This window comes from Brevibacillus dissolubilis (genome assembly GCF_006170445.1).
Lineage (GTDB): Bacteria > Bacillota > Bacilli > Brevibacillales > Brevibacillaceae > Brevibacillus_B > Brevibacillus_B dissolubilis.
The window spans coordinates 1-17,786 of the sequence record NZ_VCNA01000017.1 but is presented as its reverse complement, the minus strand read 5'-3'; the positions used below and the strand labels follow the sequence as shown (position 1 = coordinate 17,786).

22 protein-coding genes, 4 tRNA genes and 1 rRNA gene are annotated in these 17,786 nt (G+C 49.1%); 13 read left to right on the top strand and 14 right to left on the bottom strand.

Features of this window, described 5'->3' with window-relative positions; genetic code table 11:
• Positions 1–13: 13 nt before the first annotated feature.
• Complete coding sequence (locus FGI41_RS23125) at positions 14–457, top strand: hypothetical protein (RefSeq protein WP_139492680.1); 444 nt, start codon at positions 14–16, stop codon at positions 455–457.
• Positions 458–617: 160 nt separating this feature from the next.
• Positions 618–848, top strand: a complete 231-nt coding sequence (locus FGI41_RS23120) for a hypothetical protein (protein ID WP_139492679.1) — start codon at positions 618–620, stop codon at positions 846–848.
• A gap of 74 nt (positions 849–922) precedes the next feature.
• Here FGI41_RS23120 and FGI41_RS23115 read toward each other — a convergent pair whose 3' ends face one another.
• Positions 923–1,456, bottom strand: coding sequence for a peroxiredoxin family protein (locus tag FGI41_RS23115; protein ID WP_139492678.1), 534 nt, complete (start codon positions 1,454–1,456; stop codon positions 923–925).
• 119 nt (positions 1,457–1,575) lie between these two features.
• Between FGI41_RS23115 and FGI41_RS23110 the strand changes: the two genes are divergently transcribed.
• The 10 genes from FGI41_RS23110 to FGI41_RS23065 all read left to right on the top strand — a co-directional run bounded on the left by FGI41_RS23110 (position 1,576) and on the right by FGI41_RS23065 (position 9,996).
• A complete protein-coding gene (locus FGI41_RS23110) occupies positions 1,576–3,384 on the top strand; it encodes an ABC transporter ATP-binding protein (protein ID WP_139492677.1) in 1,809 nt (602 codons plus the stop codon).
• Positions 3,369–3,917 (top strand): MauE/DoxX family redox-associated membrane protein, encoded by a 549-nt coding sequence (locus FGI41_RS23105; protein ID WP_139492676.1) that lies wholly within the window; start codon positions 3,369–3,371, stop codon positions 3,915–3,917. Before FGI41_RS23110 ends, FGI41_RS23105 begins: the two co-directional genes overlap by 16 nt.
• A gap of 14 nt (positions 3,918–3,931) precedes the next feature.
• A complete protein-coding gene (locus FGI41_RS23100; RefSeq protein ID WP_176560410.1) occupies positions 3,932–4,474 on the top strand; it encodes a TlpA family protein disulfide reductase in 543 nt (180 codons plus the stop codon).
• Between the two features lie 921 nt (positions 4,475–5,395).
• Positions 5,396–5,590: a hypothetical protein gene (locus tag FGI41_RS23095; protein WP_139492674.1), complete on the top strand. Its 195-nt coding sequence runs from the start codon at positions 5,396–5,398 to the stop codon at positions 5,588–5,590.
• A 166-nt stretch (positions 5,591–5,756) separates the two neighbouring features.
• Positions 5,757–6,371, top strand: a complete 615-nt coding sequence (locus FGI41_RS23090; protein ID WP_139492673.1) for an RNA polymerase sigma factor — start codon at positions 5,757–5,759, stop codon at positions 6,369–6,371.
• The gene (locus tag FGI41_RS23085; protein WP_139492672.1) at positions 6,358–6,915 is read left to right on the top strand and encodes a zf-HC2 domain-containing protein; all 558 of its coding nucleotides are present in this window, start codon (positions 6,358–6,360) and stop codon (positions 6,913–6,915) included. Before FGI41_RS23090 ends, FGI41_RS23085 begins: the two co-directional genes overlap by 14 nt.
• Positions 6,912–8,051 carry a polymer-forming cytoskeletal protein gene (locus tag FGI41_RS23080; protein WP_139492671.1) on the top strand — a complete coding sequence of 380 codons (1,140 nt, stop codon included), beginning with the start codon at positions 6,912–6,914 and terminating at the stop codon, positions 8,049–8,051. The genes FGI41_RS23085 and FGI41_RS23080 overlap by 4 nt, the downstream gene beginning before the upstream one ends.
• Positions 8,052–8,194: 143 nt before the next feature.
• Entirely contained in the window at positions 8,195–8,803 is a 609-nt protein-coding gene (clpP, locus tag FGI41_RS23075; protein WP_139492670.1) for an ATP-dependent Clp endopeptidase proteolytic subunit ClpP, read from the top strand.
• Between the two features lie 6 nt (positions 8,804–8,809).
• Positions 8,810–9,007, top strand: a complete 198-nt coding sequence (locus FGI41_RS23070; RefSeq protein ID WP_139492669.1) for a hypothetical protein — start codon at positions 8,810–8,812, stop codon at positions 9,005–9,007.
• On the top strand, positions 9,004–9,996 hold the full coding sequence (locus FGI41_RS23065; RefSeq protein ID WP_139492668.1) for a Gfo/Idh/MocA family protein: 993 nt from the start codon (positions 9,004–9,006) through the stop codon (positions 9,994–9,996). The genes FGI41_RS23070 and FGI41_RS23065 overlap by 4 nt, the downstream gene beginning before the upstream one ends.
• 27 nt (positions 9,997–10,023) lie before the next feature.
• Here the strand turns inward: FGI41_RS23065 and FGI41_RS23060 are convergent, their stop codons facing one another.
• Both FGI41_RS23060 and FGI41_RS23055 read right to left on the bottom strand, forming a co-directional pair.
• Positions 10,024–10,206, bottom strand: a complete 183-nt coding sequence (locus FGI41_RS23060; RefSeq protein WP_139492667.1) for an H-type small acid-soluble spore protein — start codon at positions 10,204–10,206, stop codon at positions 10,024–10,026.
• Positions 10,207–10,219: 13 nt separating this feature from the next.
• Complete coding sequence (locus FGI41_RS23055) at positions 10,220–10,441, bottom strand: hypothetical protein (RefSeq protein ID WP_438358054.1); 222 nt, start codon at positions 10,439–10,441, stop codon at positions 10,220–10,222.
• A gap of 158 nt (positions 10,442–10,599) precedes the next feature.
• Here FGI41_RS23055 and FGI41_RS23050 point away from each other — a divergent pair, with 158 nt between their 5' ends.
• Entirely contained in the window at positions 10,600–10,941 is a 342-nt protein-coding gene (locus tag FGI41_RS23050) for a hypothetical protein (protein ID WP_176560409.1), read from the top strand.
• 98 nt (positions 10,942–11,039) lie between these two features.
• Here the strand turns inward: FGI41_RS23050 and FGI41_RS23045 are convergent, their stop codons facing one another.
• The 11 genes from FGI41_RS23045 to FGI41_RS22995 all read right to left on the bottom strand — a co-directional run.
• The gene (locus tag FGI41_RS23045; RefSeq protein ID WP_139492666.1) at positions 11,040–11,297 is read right to left on the bottom strand and encodes an HPr family phosphocarrier protein; all 258 of its coding nucleotides are present in this window, start codon (positions 11,295–11,297) and stop codon (positions 11,040–11,042) included.
• Positions 11,298–11,343: 46 nt separating this feature from the next.
• A complete protein-coding gene (whiA, locus tag FGI41_RS23040) occupies positions 11,344–12,294 on the bottom strand; it encodes a DNA-binding protein WhiA (protein WP_139492665.1) in 951 nt (316 codons plus the stop codon).
• 14 nt (positions 12,295–12,308) lie between these two features.
• Complete coding sequence (locus tag FGI41_RS23035) at positions 12,309–13,292, bottom strand: gluconeogenesis factor YvcK family protein (RefSeq protein WP_139492664.1); 984 nt, start codon at positions 13,290–13,292, stop codon at positions 12,309–12,311.
• A 78-nt stretch (positions 13,293–13,370) separates the two neighbouring features.
• Positions 13,371–14,249: an RNase adapter RapZ gene (rapZ, locus tag FGI41_RS23030; RefSeq protein ID WP_438358055.1), complete on the bottom strand. Its 879-nt coding sequence runs from the start codon at positions 14,247–14,249 to the stop codon at positions 13,371–13,373.
• 198 nt (positions 14,250–14,447) lie between these two features.
• Positions 14,448–15,410 (bottom strand): thioredoxin-disulfide reductase, encoded by a 963-nt coding sequence (gene trxB / locus FGI41_RS23025; protein ID WP_139492662.1) that lies wholly within the window; start codon positions 15,408–15,410, stop codon positions 14,448–14,450.
• A gap of 51 nt (positions 15,411–15,461) precedes the next feature.
• Positions 15,462–17,108 (bottom strand): tetratricopeptide repeat protein, encoded by a 1,647-nt coding sequence (locus FGI41_RS23020; RefSeq protein WP_255298612.1) that lies wholly within the window; start codon positions 17,106–17,108, stop codon positions 15,462–15,464.
• 194 nt (positions 17,109–17,302) lie between these two features.
• Positions 17,303–17,378 (bottom strand) — tRNA-Gly (locus tag FGI41_RS23015).
• Positions 17,379–17,382: 4 nt separating this feature from the next.
• A tRNA-Lys gene (locus FGI41_RS23010) sits at positions 17,383–17,458 on the bottom strand.
• A gap of 8 nt (positions 17,459–17,466) precedes the next feature.
• Positions 17,467–17,539, bottom strand: a tRNA-Phe gene (locus tag FGI41_RS23005).
• A gap of 23 nt (positions 17,540–17,562) precedes the next feature.
• A tRNA-Asp gene (locus FGI41_RS23000) sits at positions 17,563–17,639 on the bottom strand.
• Positions 17,640–17,698: 59 nt separating this feature from the next.
• Positions 17,699–17,786 (bottom strand): 23S ribosomal RNA (locus tag FGI41_RS22995); the annotation flags it as partial.

Genomic DNA, 17,786 nt, shown 5'->3' with positions numbered 1-17,786 from the left:
GAGGAACATTCCTATGAAATATATGATCCCTGTAGTTCTCGCTACTGCTCTTTTGACAGGCTGCTCCGAGGTCAATCAGACGGTTCAAGATGCCCAGCAAGCAGTGGAAGCGGGCAAACAGGTTGTGGAAGCAGGCAAACAGCTGGCCCAATCCGAAGTGGCCCAGCAATTACAGACCTACCTCCAGCAAAAATATGAAGCCTCTGCCGACCTGCGCCAAGCGATGTTTTCCGGAGACGGGAAGCTGGTCGCACAAGAGTTGAAAAACACCGAGCTGGCCAACTTCAGCTTCTATAAATCCGATCTGCTTCAAGTCGAATTGACAGGCAAGCTGACGGCAGACGGGACGTTCCAAGTCTTGAGCCAAGACCTCTCCAAGCCAGATGCCAAACCAGAAGTAATCCAAGAGTTCAACGTCATCCTCGACCCGCAGACCGGAGAGATTGTCGTACAATAAGTTGTGGATATTCCCACTCTTCACATCCTTTATCCACAGGCATAAACCCAGTGATATCGGCAAAAATTTAATAAAATAAAAAAACTGTACTACGAACGAATGTTTTTGTGCACAACTTGTTGATAACTCTGTGGATAATATGGATAAAGGTTGTGGAAGCATGGCGAAGGAATCAAAAGAACGGTATTATCTCATCTATCAGGAAGCCAGTGAAGATGAGTGTCTGCTGACGATCAAGCCCTATGACGAGGAGCAGGATTTGGCCGAAGCGCTCAACCGACTAGAACGCGACCAAGTCTCCGACTATACGATTATCAAGGGACGAAAGATGCAGGCCGCCCTGCGTGTCGCTGTTGATCTGACTGAGGCTGAGGATGAACCCGGCTCATAGACCTACTTGTTTCTTATCGCAAAAACCCGCCCGATCCGACTCTTTGGATGGGCGGGTTTTTTATGTACGAAAAATCAGGAAGCTACAAACATACCGCTGTTAAACAGTCCCAACGAACTATGTCCGGCATAGATGATGGATTGATCTGGATGGATATATAGGTAGAACGGGAATCCCTCTGCCTGAAAAGCTTCATGAACTTCACGGTTCGAAATGAGCAGCAAACCGTCATCACCATACAGTTCCTGATATAGTTCCGGATTGCTCTCCGGGTCCTCACTGTTCACCAGAATGGCGTAGGGCAATCCGGGCAGCTTTTTCAGCTCCTGAAAAAAAGTCTCCAAAGAAGGTGTGCAATGACGGCAGCCTGTATCCACAAAAATCAGCAGCAGGCCATATTGTCTGCTCAGCTCGGATAAAGCATAACGCTTTCCATCATAGCTTGGCAAAATGAAATCAGGAGCCTTCTGTCCCATCAGCGGATAGCCATATTCTCCTCCCTTTCCCCTCACCGCCCTTTTTCTGATCAGACCGGATAATTGGCGATAGACCAAGATCGATCCGACCACCGCCAGAACAATCAGCAACCACATTAGGATGAATAGCATAGGTCGTCCCTCCCTCTTTTTTTAAGCATTGAGAAACTATTTACTATCATTGTAAAATTATGATATTATCAAGTTACATTTAATGTCAATAAAAACATAACATCCAACAGGAGAATATTATGCCCATGCAAAAGGTGCTGTTTTCGGTAAAATACTCCATTCAGTTCATTTGGAATGTAAACAGATCCTATTTCTTTCTCTCTGCTTTGATCACTGGCATCATGGGCTTGCTCCCGCTGACCAATATCTGGCTGATGAGCCGGATGGTGAACTATGTTGCCGCGGGCTTGACTGATCCAGCAAGCTTCAAGATGGCTGGGCTCTTCATCTGTATGCAGATGGCGATCGCTTTGGCCGGAAGTCTTATGCAGATGGCTTTTCAAATCTTGACTCAAAAGATGGAATATTCAGTATCCATGAGACTCAAAGAGCAAATCCTGCAAAAGGTTAACCGGCTCCCCTATGTCACCCTGGAGAATCCGCTGTTTTACGATCAGTATCAGCGAATTTCTTTAAGCCAAGCTCAACTGCTGTCGATTCTCAGGGACTTGTCTGCCGTGATCAGCTCTGTCATTGCTATGGTCTCCATCATCGGCTACCTGTTCTATATCCACTGGCTGCTGATCGTCATTTTCGCTCTCTGCTCCATCCCCATCATGTACATCGAGATCCGGTTTGGGGACAAGCGTTACAGCCTGATGCGGTACCTGACTCCATATAACCGCAAAGAATCCTATGTCGCCGGTCTGTTAAACACCCGTGAATCCTTGAAGGAAATCCGCCTGTTCCGGCTTGGTGACCATCTCATCTCCCAATGGTCGAAGTTCTTCCTGTTGAACTCAGAAGAACGCTTGCGGCTGTTGAAGGAGCAGACCAAGTGGCAGGGACTGGGCGAACTGTTTCTTACGTTGACGTATTGCTTCTCCGGCTTGTTTATTCTGTATCTCGTGTCGACAGCCAAGGTCAAGGTCGGTGAGTTCGTAGCCGTCCTTCAATCCATCGGCAGTCTGCAATCCGGGCTGAAAAATATCACCTACACCACCTCCCGCCTCTATGAATCCAGCCTGTACATAGAAGATCTGCACTCGTTCATGCAGACAGACGAAATCAAAATGCTGCCGAACCAAACCAACATCTCTGAAATTAACACGATCAGTATCAATCAACTCTCATTCCGCTATCCGAACCAGCCAGAACCAGCGATCCAGGACATCTCCTTCCAGATCCAAAAAGGGATGAAGGTGGCCATCGTCGGGGAGAACGGTTCAGGGAAGACGTCTCTGATCAAATGCATCACCAACCTGTATCAAGTAGAGGATGACATGCTGACGGTTAACGGGGTCCCCTTGAACCAGATCGAATCACAATCCTATCAAGATAAGATTTCGGTTTTGTTCCAAGATTTTATCCGTTACGAATTCTCCGTACAGGAAAATATCGGCTTCGGTAAAATCGACGAATATGATAACCTGACAGGCGTTCAAAAGGCCGCTGCCAAGACCGGAATCGACTCGTATATCATGTCTCTGCCGGATCAGTATCAATCCCTGCTTGGCCGCCAATTTGATGGTGGGAACGAATTATCCGGCGGTCAATGGCAAAAGATCGCCCTCTCCCGTGCTCTATACCGGGACAGCGATGTGATTATTCTCGACGAGCCTACCTCTGCTTTGGACCCTAAGTCAGAAGTGGAGATTATCGAGAGCCTGTTTACGCACTCCAATGAAAAAGCCATCCTGTTTATCACCCATCGATTGGGAGCGGCTTGCCTCGCTGACCACATCATCGTCATGAAGGCAGGCAGAATCGTCGAGCAAGGCACCCATGATCAATTGCTTGCAGTGAATGGCGAATACAGCCGACTTTATCAGGCACAAGCCAAATGGTATACCCGTGAGAAAGAGGTGGAAGAATGTTTGCCGGTTTAGCTTTTTTGTTATCGATGCTGTTTAGTCTGATGTTCGTGAGCACCGCTTGGGACAAGGTGTCTCACGCCGATAAGCATATCCAGAGCATCAGAGCCTATCAATTAACGCCCGAAGGCTTGATCCGTCCCCTGTTCGCCCTTTTTACCGTGTGGGAGATCGGGGTATGTCTCTCTCTTCCCGTGCTGGGTATGACGCCTTATCACACCCTTGCCGTCTGTGGATTGCTAGGCATCTATACCATGGCGATCACGATCAACCTGATCCGAGGTCACAGGGACATCTCCTGTGGCTGCGGTGGGATCATGGAGGGCAACAACCGCCTTCACTGGGGCCTCGTCCTGCGTAACACCCTTTTGATCGTGGCTGCAATCAGCACCTATCTGCTCCAGCTCGAATCCGTCACAGCTCTTCCCCTGCTCTCAAAGGTCATGCTCGGTCTGACATCTGTCGCACTCGTCATGGTCTATGCAGCCTATCAAAAAATTAACGAGGTCCAGGCAAGAATGTCCAGACTTCGCAAATGGATGGTATAAGGAGGTCACTCACTATGATGGAAACCATTGTGATTATTACTCTCTTGATCTGTATCGGTCAGCTTGCGCTTATCTACATGCTGGCCCGTTATGTAGCACAGTTTACAGCCGAAATCAGAGGGATCAAAGGGATTCAGGTAGGTGGATTCGAAATTGGCGAAATAGTCCCGCTGTTCCGCGAAATGACACCTGACAAACAAAAAGTGACATTGCGTGAACTGTTCCAAACGAAAAAAGTACTGCTGATGTTCGTCAACAGCAGCTGCCCGACCTGTAAATCGATACTCCCGTCGATTAGTCAAGTGATTGCCCAGTACAACCTGCATGTCGTCATCATCAACGGTGATAATGCAGGCGATGACAGTGCCATAACAGCCCTGTTGCCGTCAGGAGTCCACTATCTTCGTTCCCCTAGTGTGATGGAAACCTACTTTGTAACTAAGGTACCGCATGCCATGCTGATCGATCAGGAAGGTAAATTGGAAAATCAGGCTTCCCTCAAAGATGCCAACGGTCTGTGGGCGCTTCTCGTTCAGGAGTTGGGTAAAGTTTCCTAATTTTTTAATATTTATTTACAAATGTTTAGTTATATGGCAAAATATTACACAGGTAATGGCCATACCTACCAAAATATTTCATTGTGGAAGGGGAAGGTTACAATGAACAAATTGATGTCTATGTTGAGTGGTTCTCCCGAATATGCTTATTGCAGCTGTAAAGTTCAGATGATCTACTGCGCTACCAACACAGCTTGTGGTATTGATCAACGAGGCGAGTACGTAAAAGATGTAGACTGCGAATTTATTAATGTAACCTGTCGTGGCCCGATTGCTCTGAACTGCAACTGCTAACCCCTACATCTATGAATCTACATTCAAGCGGGTTGAGGCAATGTTCCTCAATCCGCTTCTTTCCCCAAAAACACGCAAACCAATTCAAAATCACTTAAAAAATAGGAACTTTTTCACATTACTTTATCATTATTTACAAACATATGTAAAATGAGTAATATTGTGCTAAGAGTTATTTTAACTCTATTACAAAAATTCAATTCGGAAGGGGAAGTTTTACATGAACAAATTGATGTCTTTCTTGAGCACTACTAGTCCTGATTATGTTATCTGCAGCTGTACCCGCCAGGTCATCTATTGCGCTAGTAACTCCGCCTGTGGCACCAACGCAAAAGGCCAATGGGTAAAGGATGTTGACTGCCAGTATTCTGCTGAGATCTGCCGCGGCCCAATCGCTCTCAACTGCAGCTGCTAATCTGATTGCTTCCTATCAAAAAGAGGATGGTGGGACTAGCTCCCCCATCCTCTTTTTGAAACCGCTATCAATTCATCATTCGATAAGAAATGAGTAAATTTTTCCACAATACTAAAAATATTGATTTACAATTTATTTAAAAAATGATAGTATTTGTATATGGTGGTGGCCACCCCAAAAATAACTCATTAATCGATAAGGGGAGCATAAATATGTTCGACAAAATCATGTCTTCTATTAGCCCAGTACCAGCTGATTACACTCGTTGCACTCTTACCAAGCAAGTTATCTACTGTGACTACAACTCCGCTTGTGGTACCAACGCAAAAGGTCAATACGTGAAAGACGTTGACTACTACTACGGTTCCATCTGCCGCGGTCCAATCGCACTGAACTGCAACTGCTAATCGGTACATAAGCGACATCCATAAAAACGGGTTGAGGATCATTTGTCCTCAACCCGTTTTCAATTATATTGAATAACCGTTATAATAAGTTTATTTTCATTCTGCCCCACCTGCTGAAATTTCCCGATTGGTTCCATCGTATTGATAGGCGGGAAGGAGGGAACCGATGGAAGAGCAGACACGCGAAGAGATATATGCATGTAACCGGGAAGCCTTACGGTATATCCAAGGCTTTTTACGGGGTGATTCAGAAGCCTTTCACTCCCTTGTCGACTTGTTCTCACAACGGATCGACCGGCTGGTGCATAAGATGATCCCCTCCCATCACGATGCCGAGGACGTAGTCAACGAAGCCTGGCTTAAGGTCGCACAGAATTTGCACAAGTTTGACCAATCCCTTCCCTTTCATGCCTGGCTGTATCGGCTGACTTCCAACACCTGTATTGATTTCTTGAGGAAAAAGAGGGAAATCACCATGGAAGATGACCAGCTCCACTACCAATTGCAAAAAGCACCCCCTCATTCGGATACACCTGAGACGCTGTTCTTGAAAAAAGAATCCCAGAATGATCTGAGGGAAATGCTGTCCCATCTCGACGAAGTGGATCGCCTGATCATGACCCTGCGCTTCAGTGAAGAGCTGAGCTATGATCAGATCGGCGAGATTGTCGGGATGAGCAAAAATACTGTCGGCACCCGGTTATTCCGGGCCCGTAAGCAGCTGAAAAGCTTGTGGGACGAACAACTTCGTGAAAGGAGGGCTACACATGCCACATATTGATGAGCTTACGATGATGATGTACGTCGACCACGAACTGTTACCCGAGGAGCATCAGCGTGTGACAGCCCATCTCGGGGAGTGCCCGTCCTGTCAGCAGATATACGCTCTCTGGCAAGCTGATCAGGCATTCTTTCAGGAGTCGTTCGTCCAAGCTGCAACAGAAGAGTTGAGTTGTTCGCTCAAGCAGCAGACCGTGTCTCAGATTGAAGCGATCGCTGCCTTGCACGAGCATCATCATAAGGCTGTGTTTCGCCGTGTGATTCTCTGGCTTGCACTCAGCCTGACGGTTGTCCTGCTTCTCTTCTCCCTCTACGCAAACGGGGCGAACACCTGGCTGTCCAACCTCTCTACCTACTGGACGCATCATGTTATCTGGTCCTCTGCCTTCTGGCTCAAGCATAATGCATCGGATCTTTTGGCTTTATCGCTTGGCAACTTTTATTGGTTCCTGTTTCTGTTCACCTGTCTGCTGGGAGGGCTTATCCTGCTCAATGCCCGCCGCATCTCCGGCTCACGTCTGTATGAGAGAAGGTCTGACCGATGAGAGCATGGCTGTGTCTGTTGTTTGCCTGTCTGTTCACCCTCTTGCCACTGGGTGCTGCCGTACATGCGATTGGAACCATGAATAAAGAAACCTATGTACTGACCCGTAATGAAGTGCATCATGGCGACCTGATGATTAATGCGCGCCAAGCCGTGATCGAAGGTACGGTCGACGGTGACCTGTATCTGTTTGCAGAGAATGTACAGGTGACGGGAACGGTGAAGGGCGATATTCACTCCTTTACCGACGAGACCGTGATTGACGGTCAAGTGGAAGGAGACGTCCGTACCTTTTCCCATCATCTCAGGATCACTGGTGATGTCGGACATAACGTCATGTCTGCTTCCACCACGTTTACCCTGACAAAAGAAGGTCAGATTCATGGAAGTCTGTTCACCTTCTCTACTGCGACTGATCTGTTGGGCAAAGTGGGACGGGAAGCGAACGGTTTTGCCGATACGTACCGGATCACCGGGTTGGTCGGGGAAGGCATATCCCTTTTGCATACGGATCATTTGCGCCTGGATTCCACTGCCGTGATCGGTGGTAATCTCACCTATACCAGCCCGGAACGAGCCACCATCCAGCAAGGAGCTGTCATCAAGGGAAAAGAGCTCTACAGCGCTCCCCCGATCAAACCATCCGAATCGGAATCTCCCCTGACCTTCCCCTCTCTTCTGCTGGTCATGTCATTCCTCAGCACTCTGGTTCTGTGGCTGTTGATCCGTTATTTATTCCCGTCGGCGATTTATCAGGTCAGACACAAGCTTCAGTCTGGTTGGGGAAGCTCGCTTGGAATTGGAATCCTTACCTTTTTGGCGGTACCGATTCTGTCGATCCTGCTGCTCGTTACCGTGATCGGGATTCCGATAGCGATTGTGCTTGTGGTGGCGATGTGCCTGCTTATGTACGCCGCCAAAATCTTCGTAGGAACCTGGCTGGGACATCGTCTCGCAGATCAGTTCGGCTGGCGGCTGCACCCGCTGTTCGCTGAATTAGCAGGGATTATCGGACTGTTCCTGCTGTTCAGTATTCCCCTGCTCGGCATCTTCTTCCATATCGGTGTCGGCATGCTGTTCCTCGGAGCCATCACAGGTCTGATCCGTGACAGCAACCGTCATATGCCTGCGATATAGCGCATACTGGATAAGATAGACCTCGTCAGGTTTATCTTTTTTCCTTTTTAGGCAGAATAATCAATGAAGGCTCTCGAATCGTTTGACCTTTGTTGACCAATTGTGTATGATAGTCTTATTAGAGAGGAGGAATGAGGATAAATATGAACTTAATCCCTACTGTCATTGAACAGACTAATCGCGGGGAGCGCGCGTACGATATCTACTCCCGTCTTTTAAAGGATCGTATCATTTTCCTTGGAACGCCAATCAACGATGTGGTGGCCAACAGCGTCGTGGCCCAGCTTCTCTTCTTGGCGGCAGAAGATCCTGACAAGGACATCCATCTCTACATTAACAGCCCAGGTGGTTCGATCACGTCGGGGATGGCGATTTACGATACGATGCAATTCATCAAGCCTGATGTATCCACCATCTGTATCGGTATGGCTGCTTCTATGGGTTCCTTCTTACTGTGTGCGGGTGCAAAAGGCAAGCGTTTCGCGCTGCCAAACAGTGAGGTCATGATCCACCAACCGCTTGGCGGAGCACAAGGTCAGGCGAGCGACATCGAAATCGCAGCGAAGCGCATCATCCGTATGCGTGAACACCTGAACCAAATCTACGCGGAGCGCACCGGTCAACCAATCGAGCGAATCGCACGAGATACAGACCGCGACAACTTCTTGTCCGCACAAGATGCAAAAGAGTACGGCCTGATCGACGAAGTAATCACGTCTACTCCTATGGGCGGCGGTACGGCTGCGAAGTAATTCCATATGAATGTGAAAAAACAAACGGTTGGAATCGTGAAAACGAGTTTCCTCACGTTTGTTTTTTTATTTGCGGCGGTATGGATCAGGGTCAACATTCATTTGACCGTTCCTGATGCAGAGCGTTATCCTGATGCCAATAATAATTTTGCAACAGTCATTATCACTCCTCCAACATATTGGAAAGGTGGTCGTCCCTCATGAAAAGCAATCAACCTATCGGTGTCGGAATTATCGGTCTAGGTGCCATCGGCCGTCGAGTCTTAGAAGCATTCAAGCAACACCCGATGACACAGGTCAGAGCGGTATGTGACGTATCGCCCGAATTGGCTCACGAAACCGCAACAACGATCGACGGCTGCAACGATTATACGGGCTATCATGCTTTGTTGGCGGACGGGGGCGTCGAACTCGTATATATCGCTGTCCCGCCAGCCTACCACCGTGAGATCGCCCTGGCAGCTTTCTCACGGCAAAAGCATGTCTTTTGCGAAAAGCCCTTGGCTAACTCCATCGAAGAGGCTCATGACATGCTCACAGCCGCTCAAAGCGCAGGTGTCGTACACGCCATCAACTTTCCTCTCCCTTACCAAGGACAACTGGATGAATTCACCCGTCTGGTGGAGGCTGGCTTTCTGGGCGAGCTTCGCCGTGTCGAGATGATCATGCACTTCCCGCAATGGCCGCGTCACTGGCAACAGAACAACTGGGTCGGCGGTCGCGAGCAAGGCGGCTACATCCGCGAGGTAGCCCCTCATCTCGTCCAAGCCATCCTCCAACTTTTCGGACCGATTACAAAGGTTCATAGTGATGTGGAATACCCTGCGGAGCCAACCCGCTGTGAGACGAGTGTGATCGCCACCATGCGTCTTGAGAGCGGTGTGCCTGTCCTCGTCAACGGACTCAGCGATATGGCAGCTATGGAGAAGGTCGCTGTCACGGCGTACGGCACGTCAGGAACCATCTCGCTGGAAAACTGGTCGATCCTCAAGACAGCACCAGCCGGCCAGCCGCTCACGGCCTGTGAGGTCACCTCCCGTCCAGCCGCTCTCACACTGATCGACCAGCTGGTAACAGCCCTCCATGGTCAGCAGCCAGCCAAGCTGGTCGATTTCCACATGGGCTATGACATTCAGCGTATCATCGAGGCATTACGCGGTGGATCCACGAGCCGTACATCCAATCAGCCATAAAAAAACCCGATACAATGATCGGGTCACCTAACCGCGTTCCACCAGATCCTGCGGCTTCACGATATGTCTTGCATCTGGCTGACCTTCTTCATGGATGCGGACGCTTTGGCTTTGTTCTTCCACCGCATCAATCCACACCGGTGTACCTTGATACTCAACATCAATTTTTTGCTCGGATTTCATGATTTGCTGTACGCGGGAAAAATCCATAGTTGTCTCCTCCTTATTGGTTTTGGGTGAATTCTTGCTGGCGGGCTTGCTCATTGGTGGTTTCCAGCCCGTCCATCGAATCGACCGTGGTCTCCTCGATCAAGCCGTTCTGGTCACTCACATATCCACCTGCCAAGCCCTCATTGGTCATGCGGTCGATATCCATAAAAGCGGTATCACGGCTTTCATTCAATGAATCGCCCATTCCATTGGTCATACCATGTTCTTTACTCATAACCAACCTCCTGTTCAAATTGTGGATAGTTTAGCCATTCCCTAAGAAGGCCATTTCCATGTATGCACAGGAATAAAAAAGTCTTACATACTTTAAACCGACCGCAAGCATAATAACCCTGTGAAAAATCATTCCCACCACCAAGGAGGAGTTCCCGCATGCCTTACACAAACGTACAACAGCAAATCGTCCAAACCCAGCAAGTAATCCAACAATTGATTCAACAAACCACACAAGCTTCTGCTTTGTATGAACAAATGCTCCAACAAGAGCAACAAAACGCTCAAATCCTCGAACAATTGGCTCAACGCGAGCGCATCGCCGTACAAACCATCCAACAAGCGCTCCAAGGCCACTCCATCGCTCTGCAACAGCTTCAACAAGTTGCCCAAGCTACTGCACAAATGCAGCAGGATGTCTCCCTCGTTGCAGGTGTTCCTACTTCCCAAGCACTCAGCGCCCAGCAATACGGCGGCTCCATCCTCAGCAACCGCCGTTAATCGGCCGCATCAACTGAATAGAAAAAAGCACACACGGTCTGGAACCTACGTTCCAACTCTCGTGTGTGCTTTTTTGTGTGGCTTATCGGATGTTACGATTAATCTTCCTTACCCACCAGTGTTGCGAGGCTTGCCACTGCTTGGGAAGCATCGGAACCTTCAGCAGAGATCGTGATCTCTGTGCCGGAGCTGATCGCCAGGCTCATGATACCCATAATGCTTTTGGCGTTGACTTTTTTGTTGTCCTTCTCTACATATACGTCCGATACAAAGCGGTTTGCTTCTTGCACGAAGAATGCCGCTGGACGCGCTTGCAAGCCGGTTTTTAATTTCACGAGTACACGCTGTTGAACCATGTGGAAACCTCCTCAACGAGTAAAAATCTACACCCATTATACCATGTTATGGAATCAATATATTTTGTTTTTCTCGTAATTTGTCTGCAATTTCGTTAATTTTACGAAGGCGGTGATTGATCCCTGATTTGCTGACCACTCCACCAGGCAACAGTTCCCCTAATTCCTTCAGGTTCATGTCTGGGTGCAGCAAGCGCATCTCTGCCACTTCACGCAGGCGGGGCGGCAAATTCTCCAGTCCCATCTCACGCTCGATCAGCTGGATGTTCTCCATCTGACGGGTTGCGGCATTAACGGTTTTGTTGATATTGGCGATCTCGCAGTTGTGCAGACGGTTCACCGAGTTGCGCATGTCTTTGACGATGCGCACATCCTCGAAGTACAAAAGCGATTGGTGAGCACCGATCAGGCTGAGGAAGTCGGTGATTTTTTCGCCCTCTTTGATGTACATGACATAGCCTTTTTTCCGCTCAATACACTTCGCGTTGAGATGGTAATAGTTCGCAAGCTCTGTGAGCGCCTCACAGAAATCCTGATACGCCGAAAAAATCTCCAGATGATAACTGGATGCCTCCGGATGGTTGACCGATCCCCCTGCGAGGAAGGCTCCACGCAGATACGCTTTTTTACAGCAGGATTTGCCGACCAGATCCTTGGAGATCCCCGGATAGAACTGCAGGGTGTTGTCCATGATCCGCAGATTCTCCAGGATTTCGGTCGCTTGATGCGGTACACGAACGATGTATACGTTGTTTTTCTTCAGCCGCATTTTTTTGCGGACAAGCAGTTCGGCGTGAGCCTGGAAAATTTTCTTGATAAGCGTGTAGATCCGTCTGGCGATCGCCGCATTTTCTGTAGAGATATCAAGGACGAATTTCCCTGAGCCAAACTGAATGCTTCCGTTCATTCGAATCAGAGCCGCCAGTTCGGCCCGATCACAACAGACGGAGTTCTCCAGCATGGTCAATTCCTTTTTGGTATGTGCGGCGAACGACATACGTCCTCACTCCTTCACTGCTTAATAATCGAGATTACCTTTTTGCTGACCGCTTTGGCATCATGGCGCAATACGCCCCCGTTGAACATGATCAGAGGCTCTGCCACCACTTCCAAATTAAGCCGTTCCAAGTTGTCCATGTCGCATAGCACGGGAGCGGCACCTTGCTCCTCATATTTTTCCAACACAAACGGCGCAATCTCGGCCGTGTTGACGATGATCGTATCCAAAAACGGCCCGCCCAGGTGGTCATACATCGCAATCACGTGATCGGATGCCGTAAAACTGTCTGTCTCGCCTGGCTGGGTCATCACGTTGCAAATATAAATCTTCGGTACAGAAGATGCCTTGATCTCATCAAACAAGCCTCCTACCAGCAGATTCGGCAAAATGCTGGTATACAGGCTGCCCGGCCCAATCAGAATCGCATCCGCCTCTCTGATAGCTCGTACGGCTTCATCGAGCGGTACGACATCTGCCGGTTCAAGAAAGACCCGCTTGATCTTCTTGCCGGCACGCGGAATTTGGGACTCGCCCGAGACGATAGAGCCGTCGACCATCTCTGCCTTGAGCAGGATGGACTCGTTGGCCGCAGGCAACACATCCCCGCGTACCGCCAAAACCTCACTCAATTGCTTCACCGCGGTGACAAAATCGCCTGTAATGTCATTCATGGCTGCAATGAGTAGATTTCCCAAATTATGCCCGGCTAATCCCCTTCCATTGGTAAAACGATACTGCATGATTTTTTCCATAAGCGGTTCCGTATCCGCTAAAGCTGTCAGTACGTTGCGGATGTCGCCGGGTGGAAGCATATCCATTTCTTCCCGCAAACGACCTGAGCTGCCACCATCATCGGCGACCGTTACAATCGCCGTGATATGGACAGGCTCCTGCTTTAGTCCCCGCAACAGCACGGAAAGACCAGTCCCTCCGCCGATGACGACCAGCTTAGGTATCTGCTCTGATTCCTGCTTTCTCCTTCTTCCTGTTGCCATATGCCACCTCGTTTTCTCCTCGTGGAGTCTCAGGTGCCTGTTCGTCCCAGCGACATTTGGTTCTTTATCAATGTATGACTATTTGTTCTTTTCCATGTCTCTGTGGGTTACACGAACCTGAAAATCTTTTTCATAATATTCGCCCAAATGTCTCGCAATCGTTACGGAGCGGTGTTTTCCCCCTGTGCAGCCAATCCCGATAATCAGCTGGCTTTTGCCTTCACGCTGATAATGCGGAAGCGTATAGCTGAGGAAATCCTTCAGCTTCGAGACGAACTCCTGAGTCTCTGGCCATTGCATCACGTAGTCAGACACCTCGCTGTCACAACCGGTCTTCGGACGCAATTCATCAATATAATGTGGATTCGGTAAAAATCGAACGTCAAATACCAAGTCAGCATCAATCGGGATCCCGTATTTAAAGCCAAAGGATTGCACATTGACGGTCAATTCTGAACTTCTCTGCGAAAACTGGCTGATCAGCTTTTCACGCAGTTGAAGTGGTTTCATCATACTGGTATCAATGATCTGGCTGGCATGGCCTTTCAGCTCGCTCAACAGCTCGCGCTCGGCATGAATGCCCTCGAGTGGTGATCCATTCGGTGACAGTGGATGACGGCGGCGCGTCTCCTTATAGCGGGTCACCAGTGTCTGATCACTGGCATCTAAATAGAGGATGTGGAACGAAATTCCTTCCCGGTTGGATAAATCGTCAATCGCTTCTGACAAACTGTCAAAAAACTCACGCCCACGCAGGTCAATCACCAGCGCGACTCGTTCAATCCCACCACCGGATTGGATAATCAACTCGGCAAATTTCGGGATCAGGATCGGCGGCAAATTGTCTACACAAAAGAACCCGAGGTCCTCTAAGCTTTGTACGGCTGTGGTCTTCCCAGCACCAGACATCCCTGTGATAATGAGCAGGTTAACAGCTCTCTCTTTACCCTTTTCCATCATCGTTCTTCGCCTCCATCCTATCATAAGAATATCACATCACTACGGTGTTTCGTAGCTTTTTGATTACACCAAAAAAAGGGCGTGGCCGATTAACGACCACGCATGAGATATATCGTATAGAAAAAGGGGGTAATTCATAAATTCATCGTTACATGTATAATACCCCGCGTATGTTTCAGGAATGTTACAACTGGATTAAGAGATTGTGACATTGGCTTCTTTCAGCCGTTCGTTCAAATTCTCGACATAATGCTGAGCAGCCTGAGCAGCGATGGAACCGTCACCTGTCGCGGTTACCACTTGACGAAGCATTTTGTCGCGGATATCGCCTGCAGCAAAAATACCTGGTACGCTGGTCTGCATTTTTTCATCGGTCAGCACGTAGCCGGACTCGTTGGTGATGCCGAGGTTGGACACAGCAGAGGAGAGCGGGTCCATACCAACGTAGATGAAGACACCATTGGTTGGGAATTCGCGCTGTTCGCCTGTGTTGACATCTTCGAGCAATACGCTTTGTACGACGTTTTCACCACGGATTTCTTTGACCACGGTGTTCCAGATCACATTGATCTTTTCGTTTTCAAACGCGCGTTTTTGCAAAATCTTTTGCGCGCGGAACTCGTCACGACGGTGGATGATGGTTACCTTGGTGGCAAAACGGGTGAGGAATACAGCCTCTTCTACCGCAGAGTCACCGCCGCCCACTACTACGAGCTCTTTGTTGCGGAAAAATGCACCATCACATACCGCGCAGTAAGATACACCGCGGCCGGAGAGTTCTTTTTCACCTGCTGCACCGAGCAGACGATGCTCAGCACCTGTCGCTACGATGACGGATTTGGCAAGGTATTCTTTATTGTCAGAAGTGACGACGACCTTATACGGGTCAGCATCGCGGATTTCCTTGATCTCTCCGTATGCATATTCAGCACCGAATTGTTGCGCGTGCTCGAACATTTTGGTAGACAGGTCCGGACCAAGAATGCTTGCGAAGCCAGGGTAGTTCTCGATCTCTTCTGTGTTCGCCATCTGGCCGCCTGGGATGCCGCGTTCGAGCATCAGGGTGGACATGTTGGCACGGGATGTATAAACAGCAGCCGTCATACCTGCAGGGCCGGCACCGGCGATAATCACGTCATACACTTTTTGTTCAGTCATATGGAGCCCCTCCTATTGTTAACCGTATTCTAGATTATACTTATTATAATCTTAGAATTGATTTATTTCAATATGGGAGAGGGCCTTTATGCATTTTGCCAAGGTGGATGGGGAGATTTCGTACTTGTCGGCTAGGTGGCTCTGGGCCAGCTTGCGGCTGTTCTGCTTGGCATACAGATACTCCAGTGCTGCCACCCAGGCTTGTGGCTTACGTACCTGAAGCGGCTTACCGGACTGTTCCAGATAGCGCTGCCAGATGTTCTCGGCATAGCGCCCGCATGCTTCGTCTTCGCTGTAGAGATAGTGCTGGATGAGGCTCGTGACGGAATCGCTCGCCTCAGCCGCCAAGTCGTCCGTCTCTGCCGCGTCTGGATAGATCAGTGTGCCCACGTTTCCTCCATCGCCCTGCACGAGTACGGGCAACTCAGAACCCAGCTCATGAAGAGCCAACAGCGTCAGCTTCTGCAAGTCAGGATCGGTCGTAGTCAGGCAAAACTGGCGCAGAGCAGACTCTGCTTCTTCATCACCGATCATCAGCAGCGTTTTGATTACGGTCGGCTTTGCATCTTCCTTGCCGTGCTGCAACGCCCATAACAGGGAAGCACGCACCATCGGATTGCTTTTGAAGTCCTCTTTATTGAAGTTCTTCATGTTCTCCAGCTTAATGTCCCGCATCGGATGGTGATAATGGTAAGGGATGACTTCTTTGGGCTCCTTGCCGCTTTGGATGTCCTCCACCTTTTGCAGATAATACTCCGCGATCCCTGCCGTCGGATCGAGCTTCTTGGTCTTTTGCCACCAGCGAACCGCTTGCTCCATCCGGTCTGTCAGATAAGCAGCTGTCGCCGCATAGTGATAGACCGCTGGATCTTGCTGTGGGGACGAACGCATAATCCGCTGATACATCTGGTACGCTTCCTCATGCTGCCCCAGCACGCCCATCGTGGTGGCCAGCTTGTACATATGCTCTTGGTGGTATGGCACCACTTTTTTCAATTGATTCAATAACGGCAACAGTTCGGTATGCCGATTATGATGAGACAACAGCACGGCCATGTTACAAAGTGCGTGCAGATTGCCAGGCTCCTTTTCCAATGCCTCATCAATCGTCTGAACCGCTCTGTCAAAATCACCGACATAATAATAAGCCAAGGCCAGGTTATTCCAAGCCGGGATGAAATCAGGATGCGTCTCTACAATCTCACGCAGATGCTCCACGGCCTCCAAAAAACGCCCCTCTTCCAAGCTTCTCCGCGCATTTTCATGCTTCAGGTAAACAGAGTCAGTCGGCATTCCAATCGGATGACGCGGTGGCATATCCAACTCAAAATAAATATAATTCAGCAGATCCTCTGCTTCCTCCGCATACATTCCGGTTGCTTCCGTCTGGAGATAACGAAGTGCATTTTCTTCAGCCATCTCGAAATCTTCCATGTTTGCAAAGTTATTCGCCAAAAAGAAGTAAGCATCGACCAAATTAGAGTCCATCTCATCCACAATCTTATACAAGATATCGTTAGAGTCTTCATACTTGCCCATCTCAGCCAAGATGCTGGCTTTTTGATAGAGATGTCCCACATTGGACGGGTCCAGTTCAGCCGCGCGTTGAAAACATTTCAGTGCCTTCTCGTAGTCGAATCGGTTTAACAGACGTACTCCCCAATCCGCAAAGAAGTTGGCATCGCGTGTAAAGTTCACGATATTCTTCCTAGTTCGTTCTTCACTGTTTTTCATACTACCTCCACACTCGTTTGGAGCTATTCCCTAAGTATCGTATCAAATTGACCCTATTCTCACAAGGTTATACACAGTTAAAAAGCGTTCCACCCTATAAAGCAGGAAACACCACCTGCTTTTGCAGATGGTGTGATATACATTCGATATAGAAAGAATGGAGCGGACGAAGGGTCTCGAACCCTCGACCTTCGCCTTGGCAAGGCGACGCTCTACCAATTGAGCTACGTCCGCAAAATGGTGAGCCATGAAGGACTCGAACCTTCGACCCTCTGATTAAAAGTCAGATGCTCTACCAACTGAGCTAATGGCTCCCATAAGGTGGCTCGGGACGGAATCGAACCGCCGACACGAGGATTTTCAGTCCTCTGCTCTACCGACTGAGCTACCGAGCCATCATCTATGTAATTGAAAAGAATGGCGGAGCTGACGGGACTCGAACCCGCGACCTCCGGTGTGACAGACCGGCGTGAACTCCAACTTCACCACAGCTCCATTCTATTGAAGACGTTGCGCCTTCAAAACTGGGTATGCAATACATTAGGCAATGGTTTGTGGATAAGTCCTCGACCGATTAGTACTCGTCAGCTCCACGCGTTACCGCGCTTCCACACCGAGCCTATCAACCTCATCGTCTATGAG

Bases quoted from the DNA above. Each gene is read 5' to 3' on its own strand.
- FGI41_RS23125 (WP_139492680.1), top strand. From the start codon at position 14: ATGAAATATATGATCCCTGTAGTTCTCGCTACTGCTCTTTTGACAGGC.
- FGI41_RS23120 (WP_139492679.1), top strand. From the start codon at position 618: ATGGCGAAGGAATCAAAAGAACGGTATTATCTCATCTATCAGGAAGCC.
- FGI41_RS23115 (WP_139492678.1), bottom strand. From the start codon at position 1,456: ATGCTATTCATCCTAATGTGGTTGCTGATTGTTCTGGCGGTGGTCGGA.
- FGI41_RS23110 (WP_139492677.1), top strand. From the start codon at position 1,576: ATGCCCATGCAAAAGGTGCTGTTTTCGGTAAAATACTCCATTCAGTTC.
- FGI41_RS23105 (WP_139492676.1), top strand. From the start codon at position 3,369: ATGTTTGCCGGTTTAGCTTTTTTGTTATCGATGCTGTTTAGTCTGATG.
- FGI41_RS23100 (WP_176560410.1), top strand. From the start codon at position 3,932: ATGATGGAAACCATTGTGATTATTACTCTCTTGATCTGTATCGGTCAG.
- FGI41_RS23095 (WP_139492674.1), top strand. From the start codon at position 5,396: ATGTTCGACAAAATCATGTCTTCTATTAGCCCAGTACCAGCTGATTAC.
- FGI41_RS23090 (WP_139492673.1), top strand. From the start codon at position 5,757: ATGGAAGAGCAGACACGCGAAGAGATATATGCATGTAACCGGGAAGCC.
- FGI41_RS23085 (WP_139492672.1), top strand. From the start codon at position 6,358: ATGCCACATATTGATGAGCTTACGATGATGATGTACGTCGACCACGAA.
- FGI41_RS23080 (WP_139492671.1), top strand. From the start codon at position 6,912: ATGAGAGCATGGCTGTGTCTGTTGTTTGCCTGTCTGTTCACCCTCTTG.
- clpP (WP_139492670.1), top strand. From the start codon at position 8,195: ATGAACTTAATCCCTACTGTCATTGAACAGACTAATCGCGGGGAGCGC.
- FGI41_RS23070 (WP_139492669.1), top strand. From the start codon at position 8,810: ATGAATGTGAAAAAACAAACGGTTGGAATCGTGAAAACGAGTTTCCTC.
- FGI41_RS23065 (WP_139492668.1), top strand. From the start codon at position 9,004: ATGAAAAGCAATCAACCTATCGGTGTCGGAATTATCGGTCTAGGTGCC.
- FGI41_RS23060 (WP_139492667.1), bottom strand. From the start codon at position 10,206: ATGGATTTTTCCCGCGTACAGCAAATCATGAAATCCGAGCAAAAAATT.
- FGI41_RS23055 (WP_438358054.1), bottom strand. From the start codon at position 10,441: ATGAGTAAAGAACATGGTATGACCAATGGAATGGGCGATTCATTGAAT.
- FGI41_RS23050 (WP_176560409.1), top strand. From the start codon at position 10,600: ATGCCTTACACAAACGTACAACAGCAAATCGTCCAAACCCAGCAAGTA.
- FGI41_RS23045 (WP_139492666.1), bottom strand. From the start codon at position 11,297: ATGGTTCAACAGCGTGTACTCGTGAAATTAAAAACCGGCTTGCAAGCG.
- whiA (WP_139492665.1), bottom strand. From the start codon at position 12,294: ATGTCGTTCGCCGCACATACCAAAAAGGAATTGACCATGCTGGAGAAC.
- FGI41_RS23035 (WP_139492664.1), bottom strand. From the start codon at position 13,292: ATGGCAACAGGAAGAAGGAGAAAGCAGGAATCAGAGCAGATACCTAAG.
- rapZ (WP_438358055.1), bottom strand. From the start codon at position 14,249: ATGGAAAAGGGTAAAGAGAGAGCTGTTAACCTGCTCATTATCACAGGG.
- trxB (WP_139492662.1), bottom strand. From the start codon at position 15,410: ATGACTGAACAAAAAGTGTATGACGTGATTATCGCCGGTGCCGGCCCT.